Raw genomic sequence first — 22582 nt, forward strand, 5'->3', positions numbered from 1 at the left:
ATACCGGCATTAACGAGGAGCGGCTATGTCGCGCTTACACCCGACTGCGGTGATTTTCAGCGGTTTTTTCTTATTAGGTAACCTGATTATTCTCTGGGGCATGTTGCTGCCGGATATGGCCAAAAACTTACAAATGGCTCCGGCCATTAGCGGCGCGTTTTTCAGTTTAATGTCTGCCGGCACTATTATCGGTGCTGTTATCGGCGGCAAGTATGTGCAGAAGTTTCATTTTTTGCGTTTATTCGCGCTGTTGGCCATCAGTGAAACACTGCTGTTGCTGTTGCTGTCGCTGGTGCACAGCTGGCAACTGTTACTGCCGCTGATTTTGCTGGTCGGCCTGACTTATTCCATCATGTTTACCATAGGTCACACGCTGATCGCGCGGCTGTTTGCCAACAAACGCGCCGCCATGATGGGCTTAATGGATTTTATGTTTAGCCTGGGTACGTTAACCGCGCCGTTATGGGTGGTGATGCTGTATTGGTGGCTGGATGACTGGCGCTGGCCGGTGCGGATTATTGCTTTGTGTTTGTTACTGGTGGGCCTGTACAGCTGGTGGGTGGCGCAATTGCAGCCGGTGCTGGCGCCCGCACGCAGCAATAGCGGCCAAAGCCTGTCTTACGTGGCGGTGCTGCGCCAGCCGCTGTTTTTTATTATGCTGTTGGTGATGATAGGTTATGGTGCGGCGGAGTGGGGCCAGGGCAACTGGTTTGTTAGTTATGCCGTAGATGGTTTGGGCTATCAGGCCGAAAGTGCCCGCTTGTTGCTGGCGTGGTTTACCGGCGGCATGGTGTTAAGCCGGCTGGGCTTTGCGCTGTTGCTGCGCTGGCTGCAGCCCGGTCAGCTAATGTTGCTGCTGGGTAGTTGTGCGTTGGCTGGTGCTTTGCTGCTGATGTTGACACAGGGTTATGTGCCGGTGGCGCTGGGTAATTTAGCCCTGGGTTTAGGCATAGGTGGCTTGTTTCCGCTGATGTTATCTACCGCTATGGATCTGGATGCCGACAATGGCCCGGTGCTGTCAGGGCTGGCCAGTATCGGCACTTCAATAGGGTTTCAGTTTGCCGGTTTGGCAACCGGTGTTTGGGCGCAGCACTCTGGTATAGCACAAGCTTTTTGGCTGGTGCCGCTGGCGTGTGGCTGGCTGTTAGTGATGTTGTGGCTGTTTAGCCGCATGCTGCAGCGGCGCCGGCTGGTGTAACGGTATAAGCAATAGCGGCTGTTACGCCGCGCCTGCCTGGTCGCGGCACAATAGCCAAAGCCGGGTGTCCAGCTCCAGCTGGTGGTAAGCCGGCTCCATATGCTGACACAGTTTATAAAAGGCTTTATTGTGATCTTTTTCTTTAAAGTGAGCCAGTTCGTGCACCACTATCATGCGCAGAAATTCGGCCGGTGCGTCTTTAAACAGCGCGGCGACGCTGATGCTGTTATGCGCTTTGAGTTTATTGCCCTGAACCCGGGAGGCAAAGGTATGCATACCCAGCGCCTGCTTTAATACATTAAGCTTGCTGTCGTAGCGCACCTGGCTTAGTGGCGGGCTATTGCGCATAAAGCTGTTTTTCAGCTCATTAACGTACTGATACAGCGCTTTGTCACTTTGCACCTGATGCGGTTGCGGGTATTTGCTATCCAGGTACTGTGCCAGCTTACCACTGCTGAGTAATTCGGTTGCCTGTTGCTGGATCGATTGCGGATAGCCGGCCAGATAATTAATAGTGTGCAAAATGTCATCCCGGTTTAATGTCCCGGCCATTATAAGCCGTATTAAAGCCGGCGTCAGCCGCGACAGGCTTGACGCTGCCGCTTTTCGCAGTAACACTGTATGCCCATTACTAACATGAGTTTAACCAGTGAGCGAAATTAACTGGGTTGCCCTGCAACAGGCAGCACAACAAGCCGCCGCGCAGGCTTATGCGCCTTATAGCAAGTTCCCCGTCGGTGTGGCCGTGTTGGCCGACAGCGGCAAAATTTATACCGGCTGCAATGTTGAAAACGCTTCTTATGGCGGCACCGTGTGCGCCGAGCGTAATGCCATTGGTGCGGCAGTAGTGGCCGGCGAGCGCAAATTTACCGCGCTGTTGGTGTATACACCGCAAACCATGTTAACGCCGCCGTGTGGTATTTGCCGCCAGGTCATCGCTGAATTTTTCACACCTGATGCGCCGATCGCCAGTTGTAATCACTTACAGCAACAGCAAAATTGGACGCTGGGCGAGTTATTGCCGGCCGCTTTTACGCCTACTTATTTAGCCAACAGCACAAAAGTTGGAGCTTAACAGATGATCCCGCAAGAAATTATTAAAACCAAACGTAACGGTGGCTCTTTAAGCCAGGCAGAAATTCAGCAATTTGTTCGCGGCTTAACCGACGACAGCTTCAGCGAAGGCCAGGTGGCGGCGCTGGCAATGGCGATTTATTTAAACGGTATGCAAACCGACGAAATTGTTACGCTAACGTTGGCGATGCGTGACTCCGGCACAGTGCTGAATTGGCAGGGCAAGTTAAATGGCCCGGTGGTAGATAAGCACAGCACCGGCGGTGTCGGCGACAAAGTCACCTTAATGCTGGCGCCGATGGTGGCCGCTTGCGGCGCTTATATGCCCAGTATTGCCGGCCGCGGCCTGGGCCATACCGGCGGCACGGTAGATAAACTGGAAACCATTCCCGGTTACAGTTGTACCCAGAGCTTGGAAAAAATTCAGCAGTTATTGCCGCAACTGGGTTGCGTTATTGTTGGTCAGAGCAGCCAGCTGGCGCCGGCCGACCGGCGCTTATATGCCATTCGTGATGTTACTGCCACGGTGGAGTCTATTCCGCTTATTACGGCCTCTATTTTATCGAAAAAGCTGTCTGAAGGTTTAGATGCGCTGGTCATGGACGTAAAAATTGGCAATGGCGCCATTATGCGCACTGTGGATGACGCCTCGGCGCTGGCTACCAGCATTGTCAATGTCGCAAATGGCGCCGGGGTGCCAACACGGGCACTGCTGACAGATATGAACCAGATTTTAGGCAGCACAGCCGGCAATGCGCTGGAAGTGATGGAGACGCTGGATTATTTAACCGGCAAATACCGTGAGCCACGTTTGCATCAGGTTACGCTGGAGCTGGGCGCCAATATGCTGCAACTGGGCGGACTTTATCAGGACAAAGCCAGTGCGGTAGCCGCGCTGGAGCACAGTTTAAGCTCAGGCAAGGCGGCAGAGATTTTCGCTAAAATGGTAGCGGCTTTAGGTGGCCCGGCTGATTTAATGGAAAAGCCGCAGCAATATCTGGCCGCAGCGCCGCTGGTGCAGGATATTGTGGCGCCGCAAAGCGGCTATCTGCAGTACCACGACACTGTTGGTCTGGGTATGGCGGTAGTACGTTTGGGTGGCGGTCGTTCACACCCCAGCCAGCAAATTGACCCTGCAGTAGGCTTTAGCCATATTCTGCCGGCAGGTAGCAAGGTACAGCAGGGTGATGTGATTGCCAAAGTGCATGCCGCCAACACTGACGCTGCTGCAATAGCGACAAAGGAATATCTGGCGGCACTAAATGTGGCAGCCGCAGCAGAGCCCTGGCCGCTGGTACATCATACTATTGGCTGAATGCATGGCTGAATGAGCGGCTGATTGAGTTGTGCCCCGTTTTTGGCTACAGTTAAGGCAATTCATTTCGGGGCACAGCCATGTTACTACGTTGTTTGCTACTGCTGTTGGCCGGCAATGCTTACGCCAAGCCGCAACTTACCTGGCTGCAAACCGACTGGCCGCCGCATCAGATTGTCAGTGGGCCGTTTCAGGGCCAGGGTACCTTTGATTTGTTGTTACAGCAGCTCAGCACAGCGATGCCGCAGTTCGAACACCAAACGCGGTTGGTTAACCTGGCACGACTGGAACAGGCATTCTTACAGCAGGAGCCGGCGCTTTGTGCACTGGGGACCTTATACTCGGAACAGCGCGCGCAAAACCGGCTGTTTTCTGTGCCTTTGGCGGTAGGGCCGGCACTGGCAGTGGGCTATATTACCGGAAAATTAACGGCACATCCGGCGATGCAGGACAATGGTGCCGACATACATAAATTGGCGCTGGACAGGACCCTGACCGGAGCTTACCAACCCAACCGGCTTTATCCTGAGATTATTGAGCCGCTGCTGCGCCACCCTGATAGCAATCTGACCAGCCATGCCTTTACCAGTGAGGTGAATGCGGCCGGCTTGCTGGCCGGTAACAGGGTAGATTATGTGGTGGAGTATCCGGAGCGGATGCAGTACTACAATCTGTTGTTGCCGCAAGCGGCGACCCTCGAGCATCGGGCGATAGCAGGCGCCAATGTTGCCAGCGTGTCTTATATTACCTGTAGCACAGATGAGGTAGGGCAGGCAGCAATAACCGCAGTGAATCAGCTGTTACCGGCGTTGTGGCAACAGGCTGAGTATATACAGGCGATGCAGCGCTGGTTAGATGACAGTGCCCGGCGACGGCTGAGCACTGACCTTGAGCAGTTGCAACAGCAGGCGTTAATGCAGCTTAAGCCGCGGCCGGACGATGCGGTTGATGCGGGCCACTAAACTGATCACCAGCATTTTTATCCAACCGTGCAGCGCTACCTGATGCATGCGGTACAGCGAAATATAGGCCAGTCGTGCAATGCGGCCTTCTATCATCATGGCGCCGCCGACTAAGTTACCCATTAAGCTACCCACAGTACCAAAACGGCTGAGTGAAATCAGCGAACCGTGATCTTTATAATGAAAGTCCCGCAAGGCTTTACCGTGTAACTCCGCCACTATATTAGTAGCAACCAAGCTGGCCATCTGATGCGCCGACTGCGCCCGTGGCGGCACCCATTTATTATCCGCCAGCGGGCAGCCGGCACAATCACCGATAGCATAAATACGGTTATCCAGCGTGGTTTGCAGCTTGCTGTTTACCAGCAACTGATTGATACGGTTGTTTTCCAAGCCATCGAGCTGATGCAAAAAGTCCGGTGCTTTAATGCCGGCGGCCCACACCATCAGCTCGGCATCCAGATGCTCGTCGCCCAGTTGCAAACCAAGGGTGTCGGCAGCGGTAACTTTAGTGCTGGTACGAACTTTAACGCCGAGTTTTTGCAGCTCTTTTAAGGCAGCATTGGCGATACGCTCCGGTAGCGCCGGCAGAATACGCGGGCCGGCTTCTATTACACTGATATTTAACCGGTCTTTACGTAAGTCGGCAAAACCGTACAGGTTAAGCTCCGCTGCAGCATGATACAACTCGGCGGCCAGCTCAACTCCGGTAGCACCGGCACCCACTATCGCTATGTTCAGTTTATCTTTCGGGTGTCCCGGTGAATTCAGCTTTAAATAAGCATCCAGCAAATGGCGGTGAAAGCGCTGCGCCTGAGCCGGACTGTCTAAAAAGATACAATGTTCGGCGACCCCGGGTGTATTAAAGTGGTTAGACACACTGCCGATGGCCAGCACCAGGTAGTCATAGGCCAGCTCGCGCGCCGCCAGTACTTCTTCGCCATCATCGGCATACATTGCTGCCAGAATAACTTTTTGCTGCTGCCGGTTCAGGCCGTAAAAGCTGCCCAGCTGAAAGTCAAAGCCGTGTGTGGCGGCATGGGCGCGATAGCTTAGTTGGTCTATTTCTACGTCGAGGGTGCCGGTGGCCACTTCGTGTAATAAGGGTTTCCAGATGTGGGTATGGTTGCGATCTACCAGGGTGATATGGGCTTTGCCTTTACGGCCCAGTTTATTGCCTAAGCGGGTGGCCAGCTCAAGGCCTCCTGCGCCGCCGCCAATAACCACTATGCGCGGGCGTGTCATATGCTACTTCCTTCTGTGAAAAATAAAGCAGTGCAACGTCTTGCCGGTAACTAACAGGCAAGAAAAAACCGGCGCGAGGGCCGGTTTGGTCAGTTAACTCTTTTGCCGTTTCATGGCATCGAAGAACTCGTCGTTGGTTTTGGTCATCAACAGACGGTCTATCAAAAACTCCATACACTCGGTTTCATCCATCGGGTGCAGAATTTTGCGCAGGATCCACATTTTCTGCAGCTCTTCTGCCGAGGCCAGCAGCTCTTCACGGCGGGTGCCGGAGCGGTTAAATTCAATGGCCGGGAATACGCGCCGTTCAGCAATTTTACGCGACAGGTGCAGCTCCATATTACCTGTACCTTTAAACTCTTCGTAAATCACTTCATCCATCTTCGAGCCGGTGTCGACCAGCGCAGTAGCGATAATGGTTAAGCTGCCGCCTTCTTCAACATTACGTGCTGCACCAAAGAAACGCTTTGGTTTATGCAGGGCGTTGGCGTCAACACCACCGGTTAATACCTTGCCGGAGCTTGGGATCACGGTGTTGTAAGCACGGGCTAAGCGGGTAATAGAATCGAGCAGGATGATAACGTCTTTTTTGTGCTCAACAAGGCGTTTGGCTTTTTCAATTACCATTTCAGCCACCTGAACGTGACGGCTGGCCGGTTCATCGAAGGTAGAGGCAATCACTTCGCCTTTAACCAGACGCTGCATTTCGGTAACTTCTTCCGGCCGCTCGTCAATCAACAATACCATTAGCACGCAATCCGGGTGGTTGGCGGCAATTGACTGGGCGATATTTTGCAGCAAAATGGTTTTACCGGCTTTGGGTGGCGCCACGATTAAGCCGCGCTGACCTTTACCGATAGGTGAGGCTAAATCTAACACCCGGGCAGTGATATCTTCACGGCTGCCGTTACCACGCTCCATGCGCAAACGTGAGTTGGCATGCAGCGGGGTTAAGTTTTCAAACAGAATTTTATTACGTGCCTGCTCCGGGCGGCCGAAGTTAACTTCGTTTACCTTTAACAGCGCAAAGTACCGCTCGCCTTCTTTTGGCGGGCGAATTAAACCGGAAATGCTGTCGCCGGTGCGCAGGTTAAAACGGCGGATTTGGCTGGGCGAGACGTAAATGTCGTCCGGGCCGGCTAAATAGGAACTATCGCTGGAGCGCAGAAAACCGAAACCATCCTGCAGGATTTCCAGACAACCATCACCGAAAATTTCTTCGCCGTTCTTGGCGTGGGATTTTAAAATGGCGAAAATAATATCTTGTTTGCGCAGGCGGGCCATATTTTCCTGGCCCATAGACTCAGCCAATTCAACCAGCTCGCTAATTGGCTTCAGTTTCAGTTCTGTTAAATGCATATTGATTGGGTTTCTTGTTGATATATAAACAGGGCAATGCTTATCGGTTCGATAGTATAAGGTTTGGAAGTGGTTTTTCGACAGACAAGCGTGGTTTAGAACGTTTTATTGGCTACACAATAGCAGTTGACTACAGGTGCGTCCAGCGATGAAACAGAAAAAGGCGTATAAAAATACGCCTTTTTTCAGTTTATTCAGATGTTACCGTCTAAAAACTCTTTTAACTGGGTTTTAGACAGGGCGCCAACCTTAGTTGCAGCAACCTGGCCATTTTTAAATAACAGCAGGGTAGGAATACCACGAATGCCGAATTTTGGCGGCGTGTTCGGGTTGTGGTCAATATTTACTTTGGCCACAGTTACCTTACCGGCATATTCTTTTGCCACGTCTTCCAGAATAGGAGCGATCATTTTACATGGACCACACCACTCCGCCCAGAAGTCGACCAGTACCGGTGCGTCGGCTTTCAGTACGTCGGTTTCAAAACTGTCGTCAGAAACCTGTAAAATTTGTTCGCTCATTTATGTCTCCGCTAGTGCTATGCAGCCTTGCTGCAAAAAAGTGTTATCAATTTAAACGTGGCTGTTCCTTATTGCAAGCGTAACGGTTATGCTTAGCGCCGTATGAATAAAACACACTTAACTTCGCATAAATTCGCCGATTTCGCATTGGCGCCACAGGTTCTTGACGCGTTAACCGCGCAAGGTTACGGCTATTGTACGCCCATTCAGGCCCAATGTTTACCACTGGCACTTGCCGGGAAAGATATTGCCGGCCAGGCCCAAACGGGTACGGGTAAAACACTGGCATTCTTAACAGCCACTTTCCACCATTTGCTTACCCATGAACCCAAAGGTTCTGGTCAGCCGCGTGCCATTATCATGGCACCTACGCGTGAGCTGGCGGTACAGATCCATCAGGACGCAAAAATACTGGCTGACAAAGCCGGTTTACGTCTTGGCTTAATTTATGGGGGCGAGGGGTACGATACTCAACGCCAGCTGTTGGAAAATGGCGTAGATATTTTAATTGGTACCACAGGCCGCTTAATAGATTACTTAAAGCAAGGCTTGTACGACTTATCACAAATTCAGGTAGTGGTGCTGGACGAAGCTGATCGCATGTTCGATTTGGGCTTTATTAAAGACATCCGCTTTATGTTCAACCGTATGCCGCCGGCGACAGAGCGCTTAAGCTTGTTGTTCTCAGCTACCTTGTCTTATAAGGTACAGGAACTGGCGTTTGAGAAAATGAACCAACCGGTGCATATCCATGTTGCGCCGGAAGAAATGACCGGCAGCCAGATCAGTGAAGAGCTGTTTTATCCGTCAGACGAGCACAAGCTACCGCTGCTACTCACCTTGATGGAAGAAGAGTGGCCGGATAAAGCTATAGTTTTTGCTAACACCAAACATTGGTGTGAAGAAGTGCATGCCTGGCTGGAGGCCGATGGCCACCGCGTTGGTTTACTAACCGGTGATGTGATCCAGAAAAAGCGCCTGCGCATTTTAGAGGATTTCACCAGCGGCAAACTGGATATTCTGGTGGCTACTGATGTTGCCGCCCGCGGTCTGCATATTCCTAAAGTAAGCCATGTGTTTAACTATGACTTACCGGACGACTGCGAAGACTACGTACACCGCATTGGCCGTACCGGCCGTGCCGGCGAAAGCGGTAAAGCCATCAGCTTTGCCTGCGAACGTTACGCGCTTAACCTGACGGCGATTGAAGATTATATCCGTCATCCGGTACCGGTAAGCCAGTACGACGCCAGCGTGTTGCTGGACGATATTAAAACGCCCAAGCCGCGGGTACGTCGTCGCGCTGGTCAAGCCAGAACCGGCAGCCGTAGTGGCCCGGGTGGACGTAGCAGTAATGGCGCAAGATCTCCTCGCAACCGCCCTCGTTAATCCGGCCCTTACTGCCGGCCAATCACCGCATCAGGATATCTATGCGGTGATTGATCTTGGCTCCAACAGCTTCCATATGTTGATGGTAAAAGTGGTGGGCGGCTCGGTGCAGGTTATTGGCCGGGTAAAGCGCAAAGTACGCTTAGCCGCCGGCTTAAATGAAAATTTAGTATTAAGCCGCAAAGCCATGAAACGCGGTTGGGAATGCTTAGCGTTATTTGCTGAGCGCTTGCAGGACATCCCACCGCAAAATATCCGTATTGTCGGCACCGCTACGTTGCGGCTGGCGAAGAACGTAAAAACCTTTCTCAAAGAAGCTGAAGCCATACTGGGGCAAAAAGTTACCGTGATCAGCGGTGAAGATGAAGCCCGTATTATTTATCTTGGCGTAGCCCATACCTCAAACAGTGACAGTAACCGGCTGGTGATCGATATCGGCGGCGCCAGTACTGAAGTAGTGATTGGCGCCGGTTTTACTCCCTTGCTGCTATCCAGCCTGAATATGGGTTGCGTAACCTATCTGGAAAAGTACTTCAGCGATGATGAGTTGAGCGAAGACAATTTTAGCCAGGCCATAGCAGCAGCAGAGCAGCATACTCAGTCTATTGCACAGCAATATCAACACACCGGCTGGCAACTGGCGGTAGGTGCGTCCGGCACCGTGCAGGCAATGCAGGAGATTCTGGTAGCCCAGGGTAAAGATGAGGTGATTACGCTAAGCCGGCTGGAAGATATTATGCAGCAGGCGCTGGCGTGCGGCCGCATGGAACAGCTGAATATTGTGGGTCTGGCCCAGGAGCGTAAACAGGTGTTTCCGTCCGGGCTGGCGATTTTAATTGCCTTGTTCCGGCGCTTAAACATCAGCGGTATGACCTTGTCCGGTGGCGCGCTGCGCGAAGGCGTGTTGTACAGTATGCTGCCGCAACTGCAAAACAATGATGTGCGCCACCGCACAGTAAACAGCCTGATGGTGCGCTACTTTATTGACCAACGCCACGCCGGGCGCGTTGCAGAAATGGCCTGTGAGCTGGCGGAACAGTTGCAAAGCCGTTGGGATTTACACAAGTTTGAAGGCCACAGCATGCTGAAAAGCGGCGCTTTGCTGCATGAGTTGGGCTTATTAATCGAGTATAAAAATCATCACCATCATGGTGCTTACATTATTAACCACTCTGATTTACCCGGTTTTACCCGCGCTCAGCAGCAACTTGTGATGGCCTTGGTGCATAACCATCGTGCCGATATCAGCCGCGAGATTATTGCCCGCCAGACTATGACATCAGTACTGCTGACGGTGCGTTTAACGCGTATTTTGCGGCTGGCAGTGATTTTATCGATGCGTCGCCGGCACGAAGTGCTGCCGCAGGTGACTATCAGCAGCAAAGGCGAAGCGTTACTGTTGCAAATGCCGCCCGGCTGGCTGGAGCAGCATCCGCTGATGCGGGCGGAACTGGAACAGGAAGTACAGTATCAGCAACAAGCCGGCTGGGAGCTGACGATAAAGTGACACCGGGGCTGTTGAACGGGTAAATATTACCGCTGTGCTGTGTAATTTTTGCTTAGCAGCCCGCTGCCACTGCGTAGTGACAACGGGCTGTGCTGCATAACGTCGGTAGCTGCTTACTGCACGACGCCACACGCAATTGGAGCCCCGCTGTCGCCGGCCGGGTCTGTGCTGTAATCATCGGCGCCCTCGTGCACCACCAGCGCGCGGTTTTTTACATCATCCAAGCTGAGCTGTTTGGCGACAACGTCTTGCTGCAAGGCGTTATCTGTTATGCGTAGCCTGGGTAAATCACCAGGATGGCCATTCCCGTCCGGACCTGCATGCCGGTTAGTGTTGGCCGGATCGAAATGGCTGCCGGCGCCCGCTGCAGCTTGAGGTTTACCCTCTTTCATGGCGGGTTCACAACTGGGGTTTTCATGCAGATGAAAGCCATGCTCACCCTGCGCCAACCCTTGCAACGCGGGCGTAAACACCAATCCGCCCGGCATTTCAACAATGGTAATGCTGCCGGCACTGTCGCCCACGCCGTCAGCGCTGACTTTGTTCATTTGTACGGTAATGCTGTTACCACGCTGCTGAGCTGCCGGTGCAGGCGCAGCGACCGGAGAGGTTTCGCCCTTAGGTGCGCCCGGCGGCTTAGGTTGTGGATCGCAGCCTGACAGCAAGCCGGCAGTGACTATGGCCAAAATATACAGTTTCATAATACCTCCTCAGTTTTAACTCAGTGAAACAGCTGCTAAGCCAGTGCAAGTTCGGCGCCAGAACTGACAGTGGCAAGATGGCATGCGCTTTGCGTTTCATTTTTCAAACGCACTTTGCCAACGGAGTTTATAAATGCCTTACGCCAGGTTATCTGAGCTGCCAGATCCAGTTAAAGACAATTTGCCCAAGCACGCGCAGGAGATTTATCAGGCGGCGTTTAACAACGCCCGGGATGAATACGATGAGCCGGCTAAGCGGCGTGGCGAACAGAGCCGGGAAGAAGTTGCGCATAAAGTGGCTTGGGCGGCGGTGAAAAACAGTTACCACAAGACGATATCGGGTAACTGGGTAAGAGCGAGCGACAGGAGTACGTCAACGTGATACCCGGCACAGTACAGGAAACTAAAACAGCAGCTAGTGACGCAAAACCGCAGCGCAAAAGATCGGCACTGCTGGGGATGCTGGTCAGCGTGGTTTTTGTTACCGCTGCGCTGGCGATACTGGTGTATTTTGATGTGCACGAATACGTGTTGCAGTTACTGGAATGGTTTAAACAACAGGGGCCATGGGCACCGGTGCTGTTTATGCTGATTATGGCATTGGTTGTTATTTTACTGCTGCCGGGGGCGTTATTCACTATCGGCGCTGGCTTCGTCTTCGGCGTACTGCCTGGTTCGGTCTATGTGCTACTGGGCACCACTTTGGGCGCTGTAGTGGCGTTTTTGCTTGCGCGTTATTGTTTTGGGCAGCGGGCCAAAACATTTGTTATGGCCAGAGCAAAGCTACGGCTGGTAAGTGATGAGCTGACGCCAAATGGCTGGAAGATTGTGTTGTTAACCCGGCTGATCCCGTTTTTCCCCGGCAAAATTTCTAACTATTTTTTTGGTTTAACCCAGTTCCCGCTGCGGGGGTATATTGCCGGTTCCTTGCTGGGGTTTATCCCCTTTACCGTGCATAACGTCTATCTTGGTTCTTTGATTGCCGATATCTCCGGTTTTGATCTGACCTCGCGCCAGCGATCCGTCTGGGAGTGGGGCTTATACGCCGGCGGCCTGGTCGCTGCTGTGGCAATCATTGTCTATCTTAATCATCTGGCCAGCCGGGCATTGGCCCGGTACACCGACCAAAGCATGGATAAGGAGCCTGAGCAATGACCTGGTTAAAATGGCTGCCCTGGCGCTATGTGGTGCGTTATGTCGCCCACAAGCATGGTTTTATCGACCCCATAGCGTTACTGGCGCGGTTGCATAACTTCGCTCAGCCGTCAGAAGTGGGTGAGCCGATCGAGCTGCTGCGCGCCGGGGTGGTATTTCATGCCCGCGGCCTGATTAACAGCCGCGTGATCCAGCATAATTTAGACTGGGTTTGGCCTTATTGGATTGAGCGGCAATTTGACCCTTACGACGCCTCGTTTATTCCGCGGGCCTTTTCCATTACCCATATCAACCTGACGCACCGCAACTGGACGGCAATAGGGTGGCCGGACTGTGCGGAGTTACCGATAGTGGACCCCAGAGGCTTGCTAACCCCGTTTTTGGACGGCTGGTCGCTGGATGCGTGGATCATGCCCCGGCAGGGGGAATGTCTGCTGCCTTCCAGAGCACTGCAGTGTCAGCAGCAACAACGCATGGCCGGTAATGTTAGCATCCGCACAGAAACCTCGCTACAGGGCATGACATTGATAAGCCAGGCGTCGGTCGAGCTCGAAGACGGCATCGCGGTGTGCAAGCTGCGACTACGGGCAAAGTCAGACCGCGAAGGTCATCTGATCCTGGCGCTGCGGCCGCAGAACCCGGAAGGGGTCAGCTTTATTCATCGCGTAAAGCTAAATGCGCAACACACTGGCTGGCAGGTGGATGACAATAAACGGGTGTTGTTTAGCCGGGCGGCTGAGCGGCATCATATTTCTACCTATCAGCGCGGCGATGTCTATATTCATCTGAACGATGCGCAGGACCAGACCGAAGGGGTATGTGATGTCGGTATGGTTACCGCAGCAGCGCTGTTTACGCTGCCGGCTGACGAATGGCAGGAACTGGAGGTTTCTGTGCCGTTGACGGCGCAGCGCAACGCACAGCTGCAAGCGGACGCCTGGTCGCGGGAACAGCAGAAAAGCTGCAAGCTGATTTGCCCCGATAAGCACTATCAGTTTTTATATGATGCCGCCATTACATCACTCATTTTGCACTCACCGGACGATGTTTACCCCGGCCCTTATACCTATAAACGCTTCTGGTTCCGTGATGCCGCCTTTATTATTCATGCTTTGCTCTGTGCCGGCCTGACGGAGCGCGCCGAACGGGCTCTGAATCAATTTCCGCCACGACAGACTTTGCTGGGGTATTTTCGCTCGCAGGAAGGGGAGTGGGATGCCAACGGTGAAGTACTGTGGATCCTCAAACGCTATTTTGACATGACCGGCCGGCAACTGCCGGCAGACTGGCATAATCCGGTACAGAGCGGTGCCCGCTGGATTATCCGTAAACGGCTGTCCGATACACTGGATGCGCCGCATGCCGGCTTGCTGCCGGCCGGGTTCAGCGCTGAACACCTTGGCCCGAATGACTATTACTACTGGGATGATTTCTGGGGTGTCGCCGGTTTAGACGCGGCTGCAGCCTTGTTCGGTGCCACAGATTTGCGCCTGCAGCAGGAGTTTGCCAACGCTGCCGGCAGTTTTAGTACAGCGATAGACAACAGCCTGGCCCAATGTGCTGCGCGCTTAAAGCGGCCCGGTATGCCGGCTTCGCCTTACCGGCGAATGGACGCCGGTGCCATCGGCTCACTGGCCGCCGGTTATCCAACGCAGTTGTGGGCGCCGCACGACCCGCGGCTGCTGGATACGGTGGAGTTTCTGCTGCAGCGCTGCTTTGTTAAAGATGCGTTCTACCAGGATATGATCCATTCGGGTTTAAATGCCTATTTAACGCTGCACGTGGCACAGGTGTTGCTGCGGGCGCAGGACCCACGCTATCTGACCTTGATGGACGCGGTAGCCGCGCTGGCGTCGCCCACCGGACAATGGCCGGAAGCTATTCATCCGGCTACCGGCGGCGGTTGCATGGGCGATGGCCATCATGTCTGGGCAGCCGCAGAATGGTTGCTGATGCTGCGTAACTGCTTTGTACGCGAGGAAGGCCAACGGCTGGTATTAGGTAGCGGCGTGCCGCAGCGCTGGTTGGAGCAAAGCACCCCGATACAGTTTGGCCCGGCGCCAACCAGCTTTGGCAGTATCAGTATCAAGATCATCACTGATGCAGAGCATGGCCTTGTGGTGAACTGGCAAGCAGATTGGCATAACGACACTCCCCCTGCGTTGGACATTGCCCTGCCGGGATACCAGGCGGTCACTGCACAAGCTGCTCAGGGCTCTGTCACCTTAAACAGACTGGAGACATAAGCTATGAATATTGCCATCTTCACCAATACCTTCACCCCGCATGTTGGTGGGGTTGCCCGTTCGGTTGAAGCCTTTGTGGCTGAGTATCGCAAGCTGGGCCATAAGGTGTTGGTGGTAGCACCTGAGTTTGCCGACATGCCGCAGCATGAAACCGATGTGGTGCGTATTGCGGCAATTCAGAATTTCAATGCCAGTGATTTCTCCGTTGCCTTGCCGATCCACGACCAGCTCAGTGAGATACTGGATGCGTTTGCACCGGCCATTATCCATTCACAGCACCCGTTTCTGCTTGGCATGACAGCATTGCGCACGGCCCGTTACCGTAAGCTGCCGCTGGTATTTACCCATCACACCTTATATGAGCAGTATACGCATTACGTGCCGGGAGATTCGGCCACTATGCAGCGCTTTGCTATCGAGCTGGCTACGCGGTATGCCAATTTATGCGACCAGGTTATTGCACCCAGCCAAAGCATTGCTGAACTGCTGTCGCAGCGCGGCGTTGTTACGCCGGTTGAGGTGATCCCAACCGGTGTGTACCCGCAGCGTTTTGCACAGGGTGATGGCCAGGCCGTGCGCCGGCAACTGGCTATTCCTGCAGATGCCTTTGTGATTGGCCATATGGGACGGTTAGCGCCGGAGAAAAACCTGGAGTTTCTGGCGCATGCCGTGGCAAATGTCGCAGTTGAGCGCGACGACGTGCACTTTCTGGTAGTGGGCGCCGGCCCTTCTGAGCAGGCGATACGGGCTATATTTGCTCAGGCCGGTGTCAGTGACAAATTGCATATGGCCGGTATTTTGCAGCAACAACAGTTAACCGATGCGCTGCATGCCATGGATATTTTTGCTTTTGCCTCCGGCAGTGAAACCCAGGGCATGGTGCTGACAGAAGCCATGGCGGCCGGCCTGCCGGTGGTGGCATTGGATGCGCCCGGCGTGCGCGAAGTGGTAAAGCACGGCGATAATGGCTTGCTGCTGTATGACGACACCCCGCTGGCGTTCAGCGCAGCGCTGCGACAGTTGATTGATGCTCCGGCGCAACAACTGCTGGCCTTACAACAGAGTGCCCGGGCGACAGCTGAGGCTTTTTCCATGCCGCGCTCTGCCGCTAAAGCCCAGCAGTGTTTTCGCATGTTGCTGGACAGCCAGCCTGCCAGCGCGGGTGCGGAGCGTGACTGGGAAGATGTGCTGGCTTGGGTTAAAGCCGAGTGGGATATCCTGCGCAGCGTGGCGGGCGCGGGCTCCACTGCAGTCGGCAGCAGTTTGTTCGCAGACAGTGTAGAGTAGTAATGCTTGCCTGCTTACGTGGTCAATACGTAGCAAAACGGGAGGCTTATGCTTAGTCGGATCGAAGTCTGGTTGCGCTGGCTCCGGCGCAGCCTGAGCCGCAGCCATTGGCTGGCAAGGCTGTTGCAACTGCCTGTATCCCAAGGATCGGCGGTAAGGCCGGGGCTTATTATGCTGCAAATTGATGGCTTGTCGCAGCCCGAGTTGCAGCGGGCTTTAGCACGCGGTGAAATGCCGTTTTTACAACGTCTGTTAAAGCGTGAGCATCACACCCTGCATGCACATTACTCAGGTTTACCGGCGACAACGCCGGCGGTACAGGCAGAGCTGTTTTATGGCATTAAAACTGCGGTGCCGGCTTTCTCATTTTGTGACCACTGTTCTGGCCGTATCGTCAGGATGTTAGAGCCTGATGCTGCCGCTCAGGTAGAACAGCGGCTGACAAAAATGAGTGATGAGGCCTTGCTACAGGACGGCAGCGCCTATGCGAATATTTATACCGGTGGTGCGGCTGAGCCGCATTTTTGTGCGTCAGCACTGGGCTGGGGGCCGGCTCTGCGTAGCGCCAATCCGCTGGTGCTGGCGGTGCTTATTATTACTAATTTATACAGTGTGTTACGTATTATCGGTCTGTTTTTTTTCGAACTTGGCCTCGCGCTGAGCGACTTTGTCCGCGGCTTAGTCAAAGGACAAGATTTTCTCAGTGAGCTGAAATTTGTGCCTACCCGGGTTGCCATTTCTATAGTGTTGCGCGAGCTTTGTGTTATCGGCGGTAAAATTGACCTCAGCCGCGGTATGCCAATCGTGCATATCAACTTTCTTGGCTACGATGAGCAGTCACACCGGCGCGGCCCGTCGTCGCGGTTTGCGCACTGGACATTAAAAGGCATTGACGACAGCATCGCGCGGCTGTGGCGCGCGGCTAACCGTTCAGAGTGGCGCCGATACGAAGTGTGGATCTATTCCGACCATGGCCAGGCGAAAGTACGTCCTTATCATCAATTACAGGGCTATCCGTTACAGCAGGCGGTAGAGCAAAGCTTTGATAAGTTAAAAGCGCGCCCGGCCGCTGTCCGGCAGCAGATGGCTGACAGCATCCAAACCCAACGTGTCAGATTACTGGGTGGTAACAAGGTTCAGCGCTTGTTTGCGGTGCGTGATAACAATGCCAACGCAGCTAAAGATGGCGCAGTCAGCAATAGCGCCACCAAAGACAACGCAGCTGATATAGCGGCCATTCAGGTTGCAGCGCTTGGGCCGGTGGGGCATATTTACGCCCCGGCGCCACTGACTGCACAAGACAGTCGTTTTATTGCCACTGCTTTGGCGACAGAGCACAAAGTGCCGGTGGTGCTGGTACTTGAAGCTGTGGATCGGCTGCGGGCGACAACGGACGAAGGTGATTTTTATCTGCCGCAAGATGCTGCGCGATTATTCGGCGCTGAGCATCCGTTTCTGGATAGTCTAAGTGAAGACTTACTGAGGTTATGCCAACATGCTGATGCCGGTGATTTTGTCGTTATGGGCTGGCGCAACGGGGTAACCGCGCAGTCTTTTGCTGATGAGAATGGCGCCCACGCCGGCGCCACACCAGAGGAAACCAACGGCTTTGCCTTACTGCCGGCTGATGCCCCCTTATCCTCTGCCGTTAACAGCTATTTACGACCGGGCGATTTGTATAACGCCGCCCTGCATTATCTCGGGCGTAAGCAGCAACCGCCTGCGGAGCGCCGTTCTGCTGTGCGGAGCGAACAAACTGACATCTTACGGGTGATGACTTACAACGTACACAGTTGCATTGGCCTGGATGGTAAAGTGGATGTAGAGCGTATCGCCAGAGTGATTGCGCTGGCCAATCCGGATGTCGTTGCACTGCAAGAGCTGGATGTCGGGCGTGATCGCAGTTTTGGTTTGGATCAGGCTCAGCTGATAGCGCGCTATCTGGAAATGGAATTTCATTTCCATCCGGCGATGCATATGGAAGAGGAGCGCTACGGCGACGCCATTTTAACCCACCTGCCGTTACGGTTAGTCAAAGCCGGCCCTTTGCCGGGGCTGGCGGACAAACCGGAGCTGGAGCCGCGCGGCGCGATCTGGGTAGCGGTAGAGTGGCATGGTCAGGAGGTGCAAATTATTAATACCCATCTGGGTTTAAATAGTCGTGAGCGACTGGCACAAATTAATTGCTTGTTGGGACAAGACTGGTTACGCCACCCGGATTGTAACGGACCAGTGATACTTTGTGGTGATTTAAATGCGCAGCCAACCTCAGTGTTATGCCGCCGTCTTGGGGCTCAATTACAGGATGTGCAAACGGCAGTGGCGCAACACCGGCCCGCAGGCACCTTTCCCAGCCGGTTTGCCGCGCTGCGTATTGATCATATTTTTGTCAGCCAGGCTGTGGCGGTAACCGCCATTGATATACCCGGCTCACAGTTGGCAAAGGTGGCATCAGATCATTTACCCTTGCTGGCGCAGCTGCATATTCAGCGCCGCGGGAGCTAACGTTGCTGTAACCAGATCGCCGCTTTTTTTGCGAAGTAAGTTAAAATACCATCGGCGCCGGCGCGTTTAAACGCCAGTAAGGATTCCATAATTACCGGCTGCTCAGAGAGCCAGCCATTTTGAATAGCCGCCATATGCATCGCGTATTCGCCACTAACCTGGTAAGCAAAAGTCGGTACACCAAATTCATCTTTTACCCGCCGCACTATATCTAAATACGGCATACCGGGTTTTACCATTACCATGTCGGCGCCTTCTTCCAGGTCTTGTGCTACTTCGTGCAGGGCTTCATTGCTGTTGGCCGGGTCCATCTGGTAGGTTTTTTTATTGCCGCCTTTCAGATTACCAGCCGAACCTACTGCATCACGAAACGGACCATAGTAGCCAGACGCATACTTAGCGGAATAAGCCATGATGCGGGTGTTAACAAAGCCAGCGTCTTCCAGCGCTTCACGGATAGCGCCAATGCGACCGTCCATCATATCAGAAGGTGCTACGACATCGGCACCGGCAGCAGCATGCGACAATGCTTGCTTTACCAGTGCAGCGGTAGTGATGTCATTCATGACATAGCCGTTATCGTCAATAATGCCGTCCTGACCGTGAGTGGTAAAAGGGTCAAGCGCGATATCAGTAATAATGCCAAGTTCCGGCACATGTTGCTTTAACAGGCGCACGGCACGTTGTGCCAGGGCATCAGGATTCCAGGCTTCTTCGGCCTGCAGCGACTTTTTATCGGCAGCGGTGACCGGAAACAGCGCTATAGCCGGAATACCCAGTGCCGCGAGTTCTTTGGCTTCGGTCAGCAATAAATCCAGGCTCAGCCGTTCAATACCCGGCATAGAGGCGATGGCTTCGCGCTTGTTGTCACCTTCGATAACAAACATCGGGTAAATTAAGTCATTCACCGTCAGCTGATGCTCTGCCATTAAGCGACGGCTGAAATCGTGCTCGCGCATACGGCGTAAGCGGCTGGCGGGGAAAAAGCGGTTAGTGTTCATCTACGTCTCCTGTAACTGCTTCCGGTTGCTGCGGTACAGTGATGGGCGGATAGCTTTGCACCTGATCGCGGCCTGCCGCTTTAGCGCGGTACAGGGCTTTGTCGGCAAAGCCTATATATTCGTCGTTGTCGCTGTCCGGCCCCGGCACAGCGGCGTAACAGCCGGCGCTAAGGGTAATGGTCACGGCTTGCTGATTACATAGCAGCGGTGATGTCGCCAGTTGCTGACGGATCTGCTCAGCCAGCTGCACTGCGCCTTCCTTGCCGGTATTTGGCAGAATTAACGCAAATTCTTCACCGCCATAACGGCATAGCTTATCCGCCGGCCGTTTCAATTGTTGCTTAATCAGCTGCGCCACAGCGGTAATGGCCTGATCGCCGACCAGATGGCCGAAGTTGTCATTCAGTCGCTTAAAATGATCAATATCCAGCAGTACCAACGCCAAAGTGCGTAATTCGCGCCGGCTGCGCTTCAGCTCAGCACGCATCTGGCGGTCGAAATAAGCGCGGTTATATACCCCGGATAAAGCATCGGTCAGGCTTTGTTGTTCTAATTGCAGGTTCTTTTCTGCCAGTTCATCCAACGTAATTTGCAGCTCAAAACTATGTGAGCGCAGCTGGCATTCCAATTCTGCCGCGGTTTTCTGCCAGCGCAGTAATTTAATGGCAGCAGCTATGCCGGTCAGTGCAGCGCCGGCCACTATTCCTGCCAGAAAGTAGGGCAATATATCAGCCATGGCTCAGGCTCCTTTGCAACACATCGTCCGGCAGAGTGTTAAACAAACGCCGGCAGTTTTGCCATTGCTGCTGTGCCAGTTGGGTGATATCAGTTTGTCGCAACTGCGCTACCATGGCGGCGATGGCAGGCAGAAAGGCTGGCTCATTGCGCCGGCTGGCGGGTTTGGGAGCCAGATTACGTGGCAGCAAATAGGGGGCGTCGGTTTCCAGCAGCAGGCGATCGGGCGGAATATAGGCTACTGCATCGCGCAGTGCTGCGCCACGCCGCTCGTCGCACAGCCAGCCGGTAATGCCAATATACAGGTCTAAGTCGAGCCAGGCTTTTAACTGGCTGATATCACCGGTAAAACAATGTGCAACACCCTTAGCCGGCGGCTGTTCGTGCAGCATGGCTAACTGCGTATCAAAAGCATCGCGCTCGTGCAAATATACCGGCTTATTGGTCAGGCTGGCCAACTGTAACTGTTCGGCAAACACCGCTTGTTGCTGTGGTCGCGGCGAAAAGTCACGATTAAAGTCCAGGCCGCACTCGCCAATGGCAACCACTTCAGTTTCGTTGAGTAAAGCAGATAACTGCAGTAGCCAGTCCTGCTGCACCTTAGCGGCCTGATGCGGATGCACACCGGCGCTGCTAAAGCAGCCGCTGTGCTGGCGGCAAAAAATAACGTTTTGTTTGCTCTCGTCAATATCACTGCCAATTAGCAGCAACTGGCCAATGCCGGCCTGTGCTGCGCGTTCAAGCACCTCAGCGCGATCCTGATCGAACTGATTGCTGAACAAATTGACACCGATATCACACCAGATCATTTTTCGCGCCGTACGCGGATAGTGCGGTTACTGTTGTCGTTACCGAGGAAGAACGAGCTCAACACGCCTCGCTTAACATAATGCTGCTCGCCGGCGGCAATTTTATAGTACTCAGTACCGTTTTGCCGCCATACCTGGCCGTTATCAAACTCGACAATCAGTTCTTTGCGCGGGCTATACTGTACGCTCTTAACCTGCAGATAAATTTGCTCCGGTGCGCCTTCAGCGGTTTTACGGTGTTCGATACCAAAGTCGGCTTCAGCCGTAGTTGGTGCATCAGCTGCGGCAGCAACAGGCGCTGCCGTTGCCGGAGTAACCGGTGCTGCCGGCTTAGCACGGCTTGCAGCCGGGATAGCGGTTTCTGTGGCAGTAATAGCATCGTAGCAAGTAAGACGGCGCAGTGCATTTTGCTCAGCGCGGCACAGCTCCAGCGCCTGCTCAAGCGGGATGGCGGCGCCGGCACTTAGCGGCAGCACGGCAATAACAAAGCAACCGGCTAAAAAACGTTTCATAACTGTTCTTCCTGTTTTTCGGTATCTTCTGTCGAACGGGGTTGGTAAAACCGGCTTAATACTAAGCCCAGCTCAAATAACAACCACATGGGTACTGCTAACAAGGTTTGTGACAGCACATCCGGTGGTGTTAACAGCATGCCCAGAATAAAGGCGCCGACCACGATATAGGGCCGTTTCTCTGCCAGGGCATCGCGGGTGGTTACTCCGGTCCAGACCATTAACAGGATAGCGACCGGGATTTCAAACGATAAACCAAAAGCAAAAAACAGCTTGAGGACAAAATCTAAATAGTTGCTGATGTCGGTGGCGACGGTGACGCCTTCGGGCGCCACGCTGGTAAAAAAGCCGAAAATAATCGGGAATACCACAAAGTAAGCAAAGGCTATACCGCTGTAGAACAGCAGGGTGCTGCTGATCACCAAGGGTGCCATCAGGCGTTTTTCGCGACGGTATAACGCCGGGGCAACAAACTGCCAAACCTGGTACAGCACATAAGGAATTGCCAGGCAGATAGCCACAATAAAGGTCAGTTTAAACGGCGCAAAAAACGGAGCTGCAACATCGGTGGCGATCATACTGCTGTTTTCCGGCAATACTGCCATCAGTGGCTGAGCCAGCAGATGGTAAAGCTCCTGGGCAAAAGAAGCCAGGCCGGCAAATACGATGATTACCGCAATTACGCAGCGCAATAAGCGGTTACGCAACTCAATTAAATGCCCGAGCAGGCTGTCGGGGCTGGCGTTAAGACTCATGCTTTTTTTCATTACCGCTAGTGGATAAAGGCGCATTCACATCAGCTGCGGCTTGCTTTAATTCATCCAGTGCGGCTTGTTCCTGCGCCGTCAGATTAAGCAAACCCTTAGCTTCTGCATCTTTCAGTTTCTGGTGCAGCTCATGTGCGCGCAGATCAGAATTCAGCTCGGCCTGCATTTGTTGACCGAATTGCTTCACGCTGCGCACGGTTTTATGTACCGAGCGGATGGCACCGGGTAGCCGTTCAGGCCCCAGTACCAACAGGGCGACTACGCCAATAACGACCAGCTCCCAGAAGCCCATAA

At 53.7% G+C, this 22582-nt stretch carries 22 protein-coding genes; 11 read left to right on the forward strand and 11 right to left on the reverse strand.

The window, feature by feature from the left end; all coding sequences use genetic code 11:
• Positions 1 to 25 precede the first annotated feature (25 nt).
• A complete protein-coding gene (locus Q8O77_RS05170) occupies positions 26 to 1198 on the forward strand; it encodes a sugar MFS transporter (RefSeq protein ID WP_305551781.1) in 1173 nt (390 codons plus the stop codon).
• 21 nt (positions 1199 to 1219) lie between these two features.
• On the opposite strand, the gene Q8O77_RS05175 is transcribed toward Q8O77_RS05170, so the two are convergent.
• A complete protein-coding gene (locus Q8O77_RS05175; protein WP_305551782.1) occupies positions 1220 to 1720 on the reverse strand; it encodes a M48 family metallopeptidase in 501 nt (166 codons plus the stop codon).
• A 127-nt stretch (positions 1721 to 1847) separates the two neighbouring features.
• Here Q8O77_RS05175 and Q8O77_RS05180 point away from each other — a divergent pair, with 127 nt between their 5' ends.
• From Q8O77_RS05180 to Q8O77_RS05190, 3 genes are all read left to right on the forward strand, one after another.
• Positions 1848 to 2273, forward strand: coding sequence for a cytidine deaminase (locus tag Q8O77_RS05180; RefSeq protein WP_305551783.1), 426 nt, complete (start codon positions 1848 to 1850; stop codon positions 2271 to 2273).
• Positions 2274 to 2276: 3 nt separating this feature from the next.
• Entirely contained in the window at positions 2277 to 3587 is a 1311-nt protein-coding gene (deoA, locus tag Q8O77_RS05185) for a thymidine phosphorylase (protein ID WP_305551784.1), read from the forward strand.
• A gap of 80 nt (positions 3588 to 3667) precedes the next feature.
• Positions 3668 to 4549, forward strand: coding sequence for a hypothetical protein (locus Q8O77_RS05190; protein WP_305551785.1), 882 nt, complete (start codon positions 3668 to 3670; stop codon positions 4547 to 4549).
• Here the strand turns inward: Q8O77_RS05190 and Q8O77_RS05195 are convergent.
• From Q8O77_RS05195 to trxA, 3 genes are all read right to left on the reverse strand, one after another.
• On the reverse strand, positions 4499 to 5794 hold the full coding sequence (locus Q8O77_RS05195) for an NAD(P)/FAD-dependent oxidoreductase (RefSeq protein ID WP_305551786.1): 1296 nt from the start codon (positions 5792 to 5794) through the stop codon (positions 4499 to 4501). The genes Q8O77_RS05190 and Q8O77_RS05195 overlap by 51 nt on opposite strands.
• Positions 5795 to 5887: 93 nt before the next feature.
• Positions 5888 to 7153, reverse strand: coding sequence for a transcription termination factor Rho (gene rho / locus Q8O77_RS05200; RefSeq protein WP_305551787.1), 1266 nt, complete (start codon positions 7151 to 7153; stop codon positions 5888 to 5890).
• 194 nt (positions 7154 to 7347) lie between these two features.
• Positions 7348 to 7674, reverse strand: coding sequence for a thioredoxin TrxA (trxA, locus tag Q8O77_RS05205; protein WP_173501963.1), 327 nt, complete (start codon positions 7672 to 7674; stop codon positions 7348 to 7350).
• 102 nt (positions 7675 to 7776) lie between these two features.
• Between trxA and rhlB the strand changes: the two genes are divergently transcribed.
• Complete coding sequence (gene rhlB / locus Q8O77_RS05210; RefSeq protein WP_305551788.1) at positions 7777 to 9063, forward strand: ATP-dependent RNA helicase RhlB; 1287 nt, start codon at positions 7777 to 7779, stop codon at positions 9061 to 9063.
• On the forward strand, positions 9029 to 10570 hold the full coding sequence (gene gppA, locus Q8O77_RS05215; RefSeq protein WP_305551789.1) for a guanosine-5'-triphosphate,3'-diphosphate diphosphatase: 1542 nt from the start codon (positions 9029 to 9031) through the stop codon (positions 10568 to 10570). Before rhlB ends, gppA begins: the two co-directional genes overlap by 35 nt.
• Positions 10571 to 10683: 113 nt before the next feature.
• Here the strand turns inward: gppA and Q8O77_RS05220 are convergent, their stop codons facing one another.
• Positions 10684 to 11271, reverse strand: a complete 588-nt coding sequence (locus tag Q8O77_RS05220) for a superoxide dismutase family protein (RefSeq protein ID WP_305551790.1) — start codon at positions 11269 to 11271, stop codon at positions 10684 to 10686.
• A gap of 133 nt (positions 11272 to 11404) precedes the next feature.
• Between Q8O77_RS05220 and Q8O77_RS05225 the strand changes: the two genes are divergently transcribed.
• The 5 genes from Q8O77_RS05225 to Q8O77_RS05245 are packed head-to-tail and all read left to right on the forward strand — an operon-like array spanning position 11405 to position 18464.
• Positions 11405 to 11653 carry a ChaB family protein gene (locus Q8O77_RS05225; RefSeq protein ID WP_305551791.1) on the forward strand — a complete coding sequence of 83 codons (249 nt, stop codon included), beginning with the start codon at positions 11405 to 11407 and terminating at the stop codon, positions 11651 to 11653.
• Complete coding sequence (locus Q8O77_RS05230; protein ID WP_305551792.1) at positions 11650 to 12426, forward strand: TVP38/TMEM64 family protein; 777 nt, start codon at positions 11650 to 11652, stop codon at positions 12424 to 12426. The genes Q8O77_RS05225 and Q8O77_RS05230 overlap by 4 nt, the downstream gene beginning before the upstream one ends.
• Positions 12423 to 14672 carry a hypothetical protein gene (locus Q8O77_RS05235; protein WP_305551793.1) on the forward strand — a complete coding sequence of 750 codons (2250 nt, stop codon included), beginning with the start codon at positions 12423 to 12425 and terminating at the stop codon, positions 14670 to 14672. Before Q8O77_RS05230 ends, Q8O77_RS05235 begins: the two co-directional genes overlap by 4 nt.
• A 3-nt stretch (positions 14673 to 14675) precedes the next feature.
• A complete protein-coding gene (locus tag Q8O77_RS05240; protein WP_305551794.1) occupies positions 14676 to 15959 on the forward strand; it encodes a glycosyltransferase in 1284 nt (427 codons plus the stop codon).
• Positions 15960 to 16007: 48 nt separating this feature from the next.
• Positions 16008 to 18464 (forward strand): endonuclease/exonuclease/phosphatase family protein, encoded by a 2457-nt coding sequence (locus Q8O77_RS05245; RefSeq protein ID WP_305551795.1) that lies wholly within the window; start codon positions 16008 to 16010, stop codon positions 18462 to 18464.
• Here Q8O77_RS05245 and hemB read toward each other — a convergent pair.
• Genes hemB through tatB form a run of 6 tightly spaced genes read right to left on the reverse strand, consistent with a single transcriptional unit; the run spans position 18461 to position 22580 of the window.
• Positions 18461 to 19465, reverse strand: a complete 1005-nt coding sequence (hemB, locus tag Q8O77_RS05250; RefSeq protein WP_305551796.1) for a porphobilinogen synthase — start codon at positions 19463 to 19465, stop codon at positions 18461 to 18463. The genes Q8O77_RS05245 and hemB overlap by 4 nt on opposite strands.
• A complete protein-coding gene (locus Q8O77_RS05255) occupies positions 19455 to 20201 on the reverse strand; it encodes a GGDEF domain-containing protein (protein WP_305551797.1) in 747 nt (248 codons plus the stop codon). Before Q8O77_RS05255 ends, hemB begins: the two co-directional genes overlap by 11 nt.
• Entirely contained in the window at positions 20194 to 21009 is an 816-nt protein-coding gene (locus tag Q8O77_RS05260) for a TatD family hydrolase (protein WP_305551798.1), read from the reverse strand. Before Q8O77_RS05260 ends, Q8O77_RS05255 begins: the two co-directional genes overlap by 8 nt.
• Positions 21006 to 21521, reverse strand: a complete 516-nt coding sequence (locus Q8O77_RS05265; RefSeq protein ID WP_305551799.1) for a hypothetical protein — start codon at positions 21519 to 21521, stop codon at positions 21006 to 21008. Before Q8O77_RS05265 ends, Q8O77_RS05260 begins: the two co-directional genes overlap by 4 nt.
• Positions 21518 to 22276 (reverse strand): twin-arginine translocase subunit TatC, encoded by a 759-nt coding sequence (gene tatC, locus Q8O77_RS05270; protein ID WP_305551800.1) that lies wholly within the window; start codon positions 22274 to 22276, stop codon positions 21518 to 21520. The genes Q8O77_RS05265 and tatC overlap by 4 nt, the downstream gene beginning before the upstream one ends.
• Positions 22266 to 22580, reverse strand: coding sequence for a Sec-independent protein translocase protein TatB (gene tatB, locus Q8O77_RS05275; RefSeq protein ID WP_305551801.1), 315 nt, complete (start codon positions 22578 to 22580; stop codon positions 22266 to 22268). Before tatB ends, tatC begins: the two co-directional genes overlap by 11 nt.
• Positions 22581 to 22582 lie beyond the last annotated feature (2 nt).

Source organism: Rheinheimera sp. (genome assembly GCF_030690345.1).
Lineage (GTDB): Bacteria > Pseudomonadota > Gammaproteobacteria > Enterobacterales > Alteromonadaceae > Alishewanella.

Bases quoted from the DNA above. Each gene is read 5' to 3' on its own strand.
- rhlB (WP_305551788.1), top strand. From the start codon at position 7,777: ATGAATAAAACACACTTAACTTCGCATAAATTCGCCGATTTCGCATTG.
- Q8O77_RS05220 (WP_305551790.1), bottom strand. From the start codon at position 11,271: ATGAAACTGTATATTTTGGCCATAGTCACTGCCGGCTTGCTGTCAGGC.
- Q8O77_RS05190 (WP_305551785.1), top strand. From the start codon at position 3,668: ATGTTACTACGTTGTTTGCTACTGCTGTTGGCCGGCAATGCTTACGCC.
- hemB (WP_305551796.1), bottom strand. From the start codon at position 19,465: ATGAACACTAACCGCTTTTTCCCCGCCAGCCGCTTACGCCGTATGCGC.
- Q8O77_RS05265 (WP_305551799.1), bottom strand. From the start codon at position 21,521: ATGAAACGTTTTTTAGCCGGTTGCTTTGTTATTGCCGTGCTGCCGCTA.
- tatB (WP_305551801.1), bottom strand. From the start codon at position 22,580: ATGGGCTTCTGGGAGCTGGTCGTTATTGGCGTAGTCGCCCTGTTGGTA.
- Q8O77_RS05245 (WP_305551795.1), top strand. From the start codon at position 16,008: ATGCTTAGTCGGATCGAAGTCTGGTTGCGCTGGCTCCGGCGCAGCCTG.
- Q8O77_RS05225 (WP_305551791.1), top strand. From the start codon at position 11,405: ATGCCTTACGCCAGGTTATCTGAGCTGCCAGATCCAGTTAAAGACAAT.
- tatC (WP_305551800.1), bottom strand. From the start codon at position 22,276: ATGAGTCTTAACGCCAGCCCCGACAGCCTGCTCGGGCATTTAATTGAG.
- Q8O77_RS05170 (WP_305551781.1), top strand. From the start codon at position 26: ATGTCGCGCTTACACCCGACTGCGGTGATTTTCAGCGGTTTTTTCTTA.
- gppA (WP_305551789.1), top strand. From the start codon at position 9,029: ATGGCGCAAGATCTCCTCGCAACCGCCCTCGTTAATCCGGCCCTTACT.
- Q8O77_RS05240 (WP_305551794.1), top strand. From the start codon at position 14,676: ATGAATATTGCCATCTTCACCAATACCTTCACCCCGCATGTTGGTGGG.
- rho (WP_305551787.1), bottom strand. From the start codon at position 7,153: ATGCATTTAACAGAACTGAAACTGAAGCCAATTAGCGAGCTGGTTGAA.
- deoA (WP_305551784.1), top strand. From the start codon at position 2,277: ATGATCCCGCAAGAAATTATTAAAACCAAACGTAACGGTGGCTCTTTA.
- Q8O77_RS05260 (WP_305551798.1), bottom strand. From the start codon at position 21,009: ATGATCTGGTGTGATATCGGTGTCAATTTGTTCAGCAATCAGTTCGAT.
- trxA (WP_173501963.1), bottom strand. From the start codon at position 7,674: ATGAGCGAACAAATTTTACAGGTTTCTGACGACAGTTTTGAAACCGAC.
- Q8O77_RS05255 (WP_305551797.1), bottom strand. From the start codon at position 20,201: ATGGCTGATATATTGCCCTACTTTCTGGCAGGAATAGTGGCCGGCGCT.
- Q8O77_RS05195 (WP_305551786.1), bottom strand. From the start codon at position 5,794: ATGACACGCCCGCGCATAGTGGTTATTGGCGGCGGCGCAGGAGGCCTT.
- Q8O77_RS05235 (WP_305551793.1), top strand. From the start codon at position 12,423: ATGACCTGGTTAAAATGGCTGCCCTGGCGCTATGTGGTGCGTTATGTC.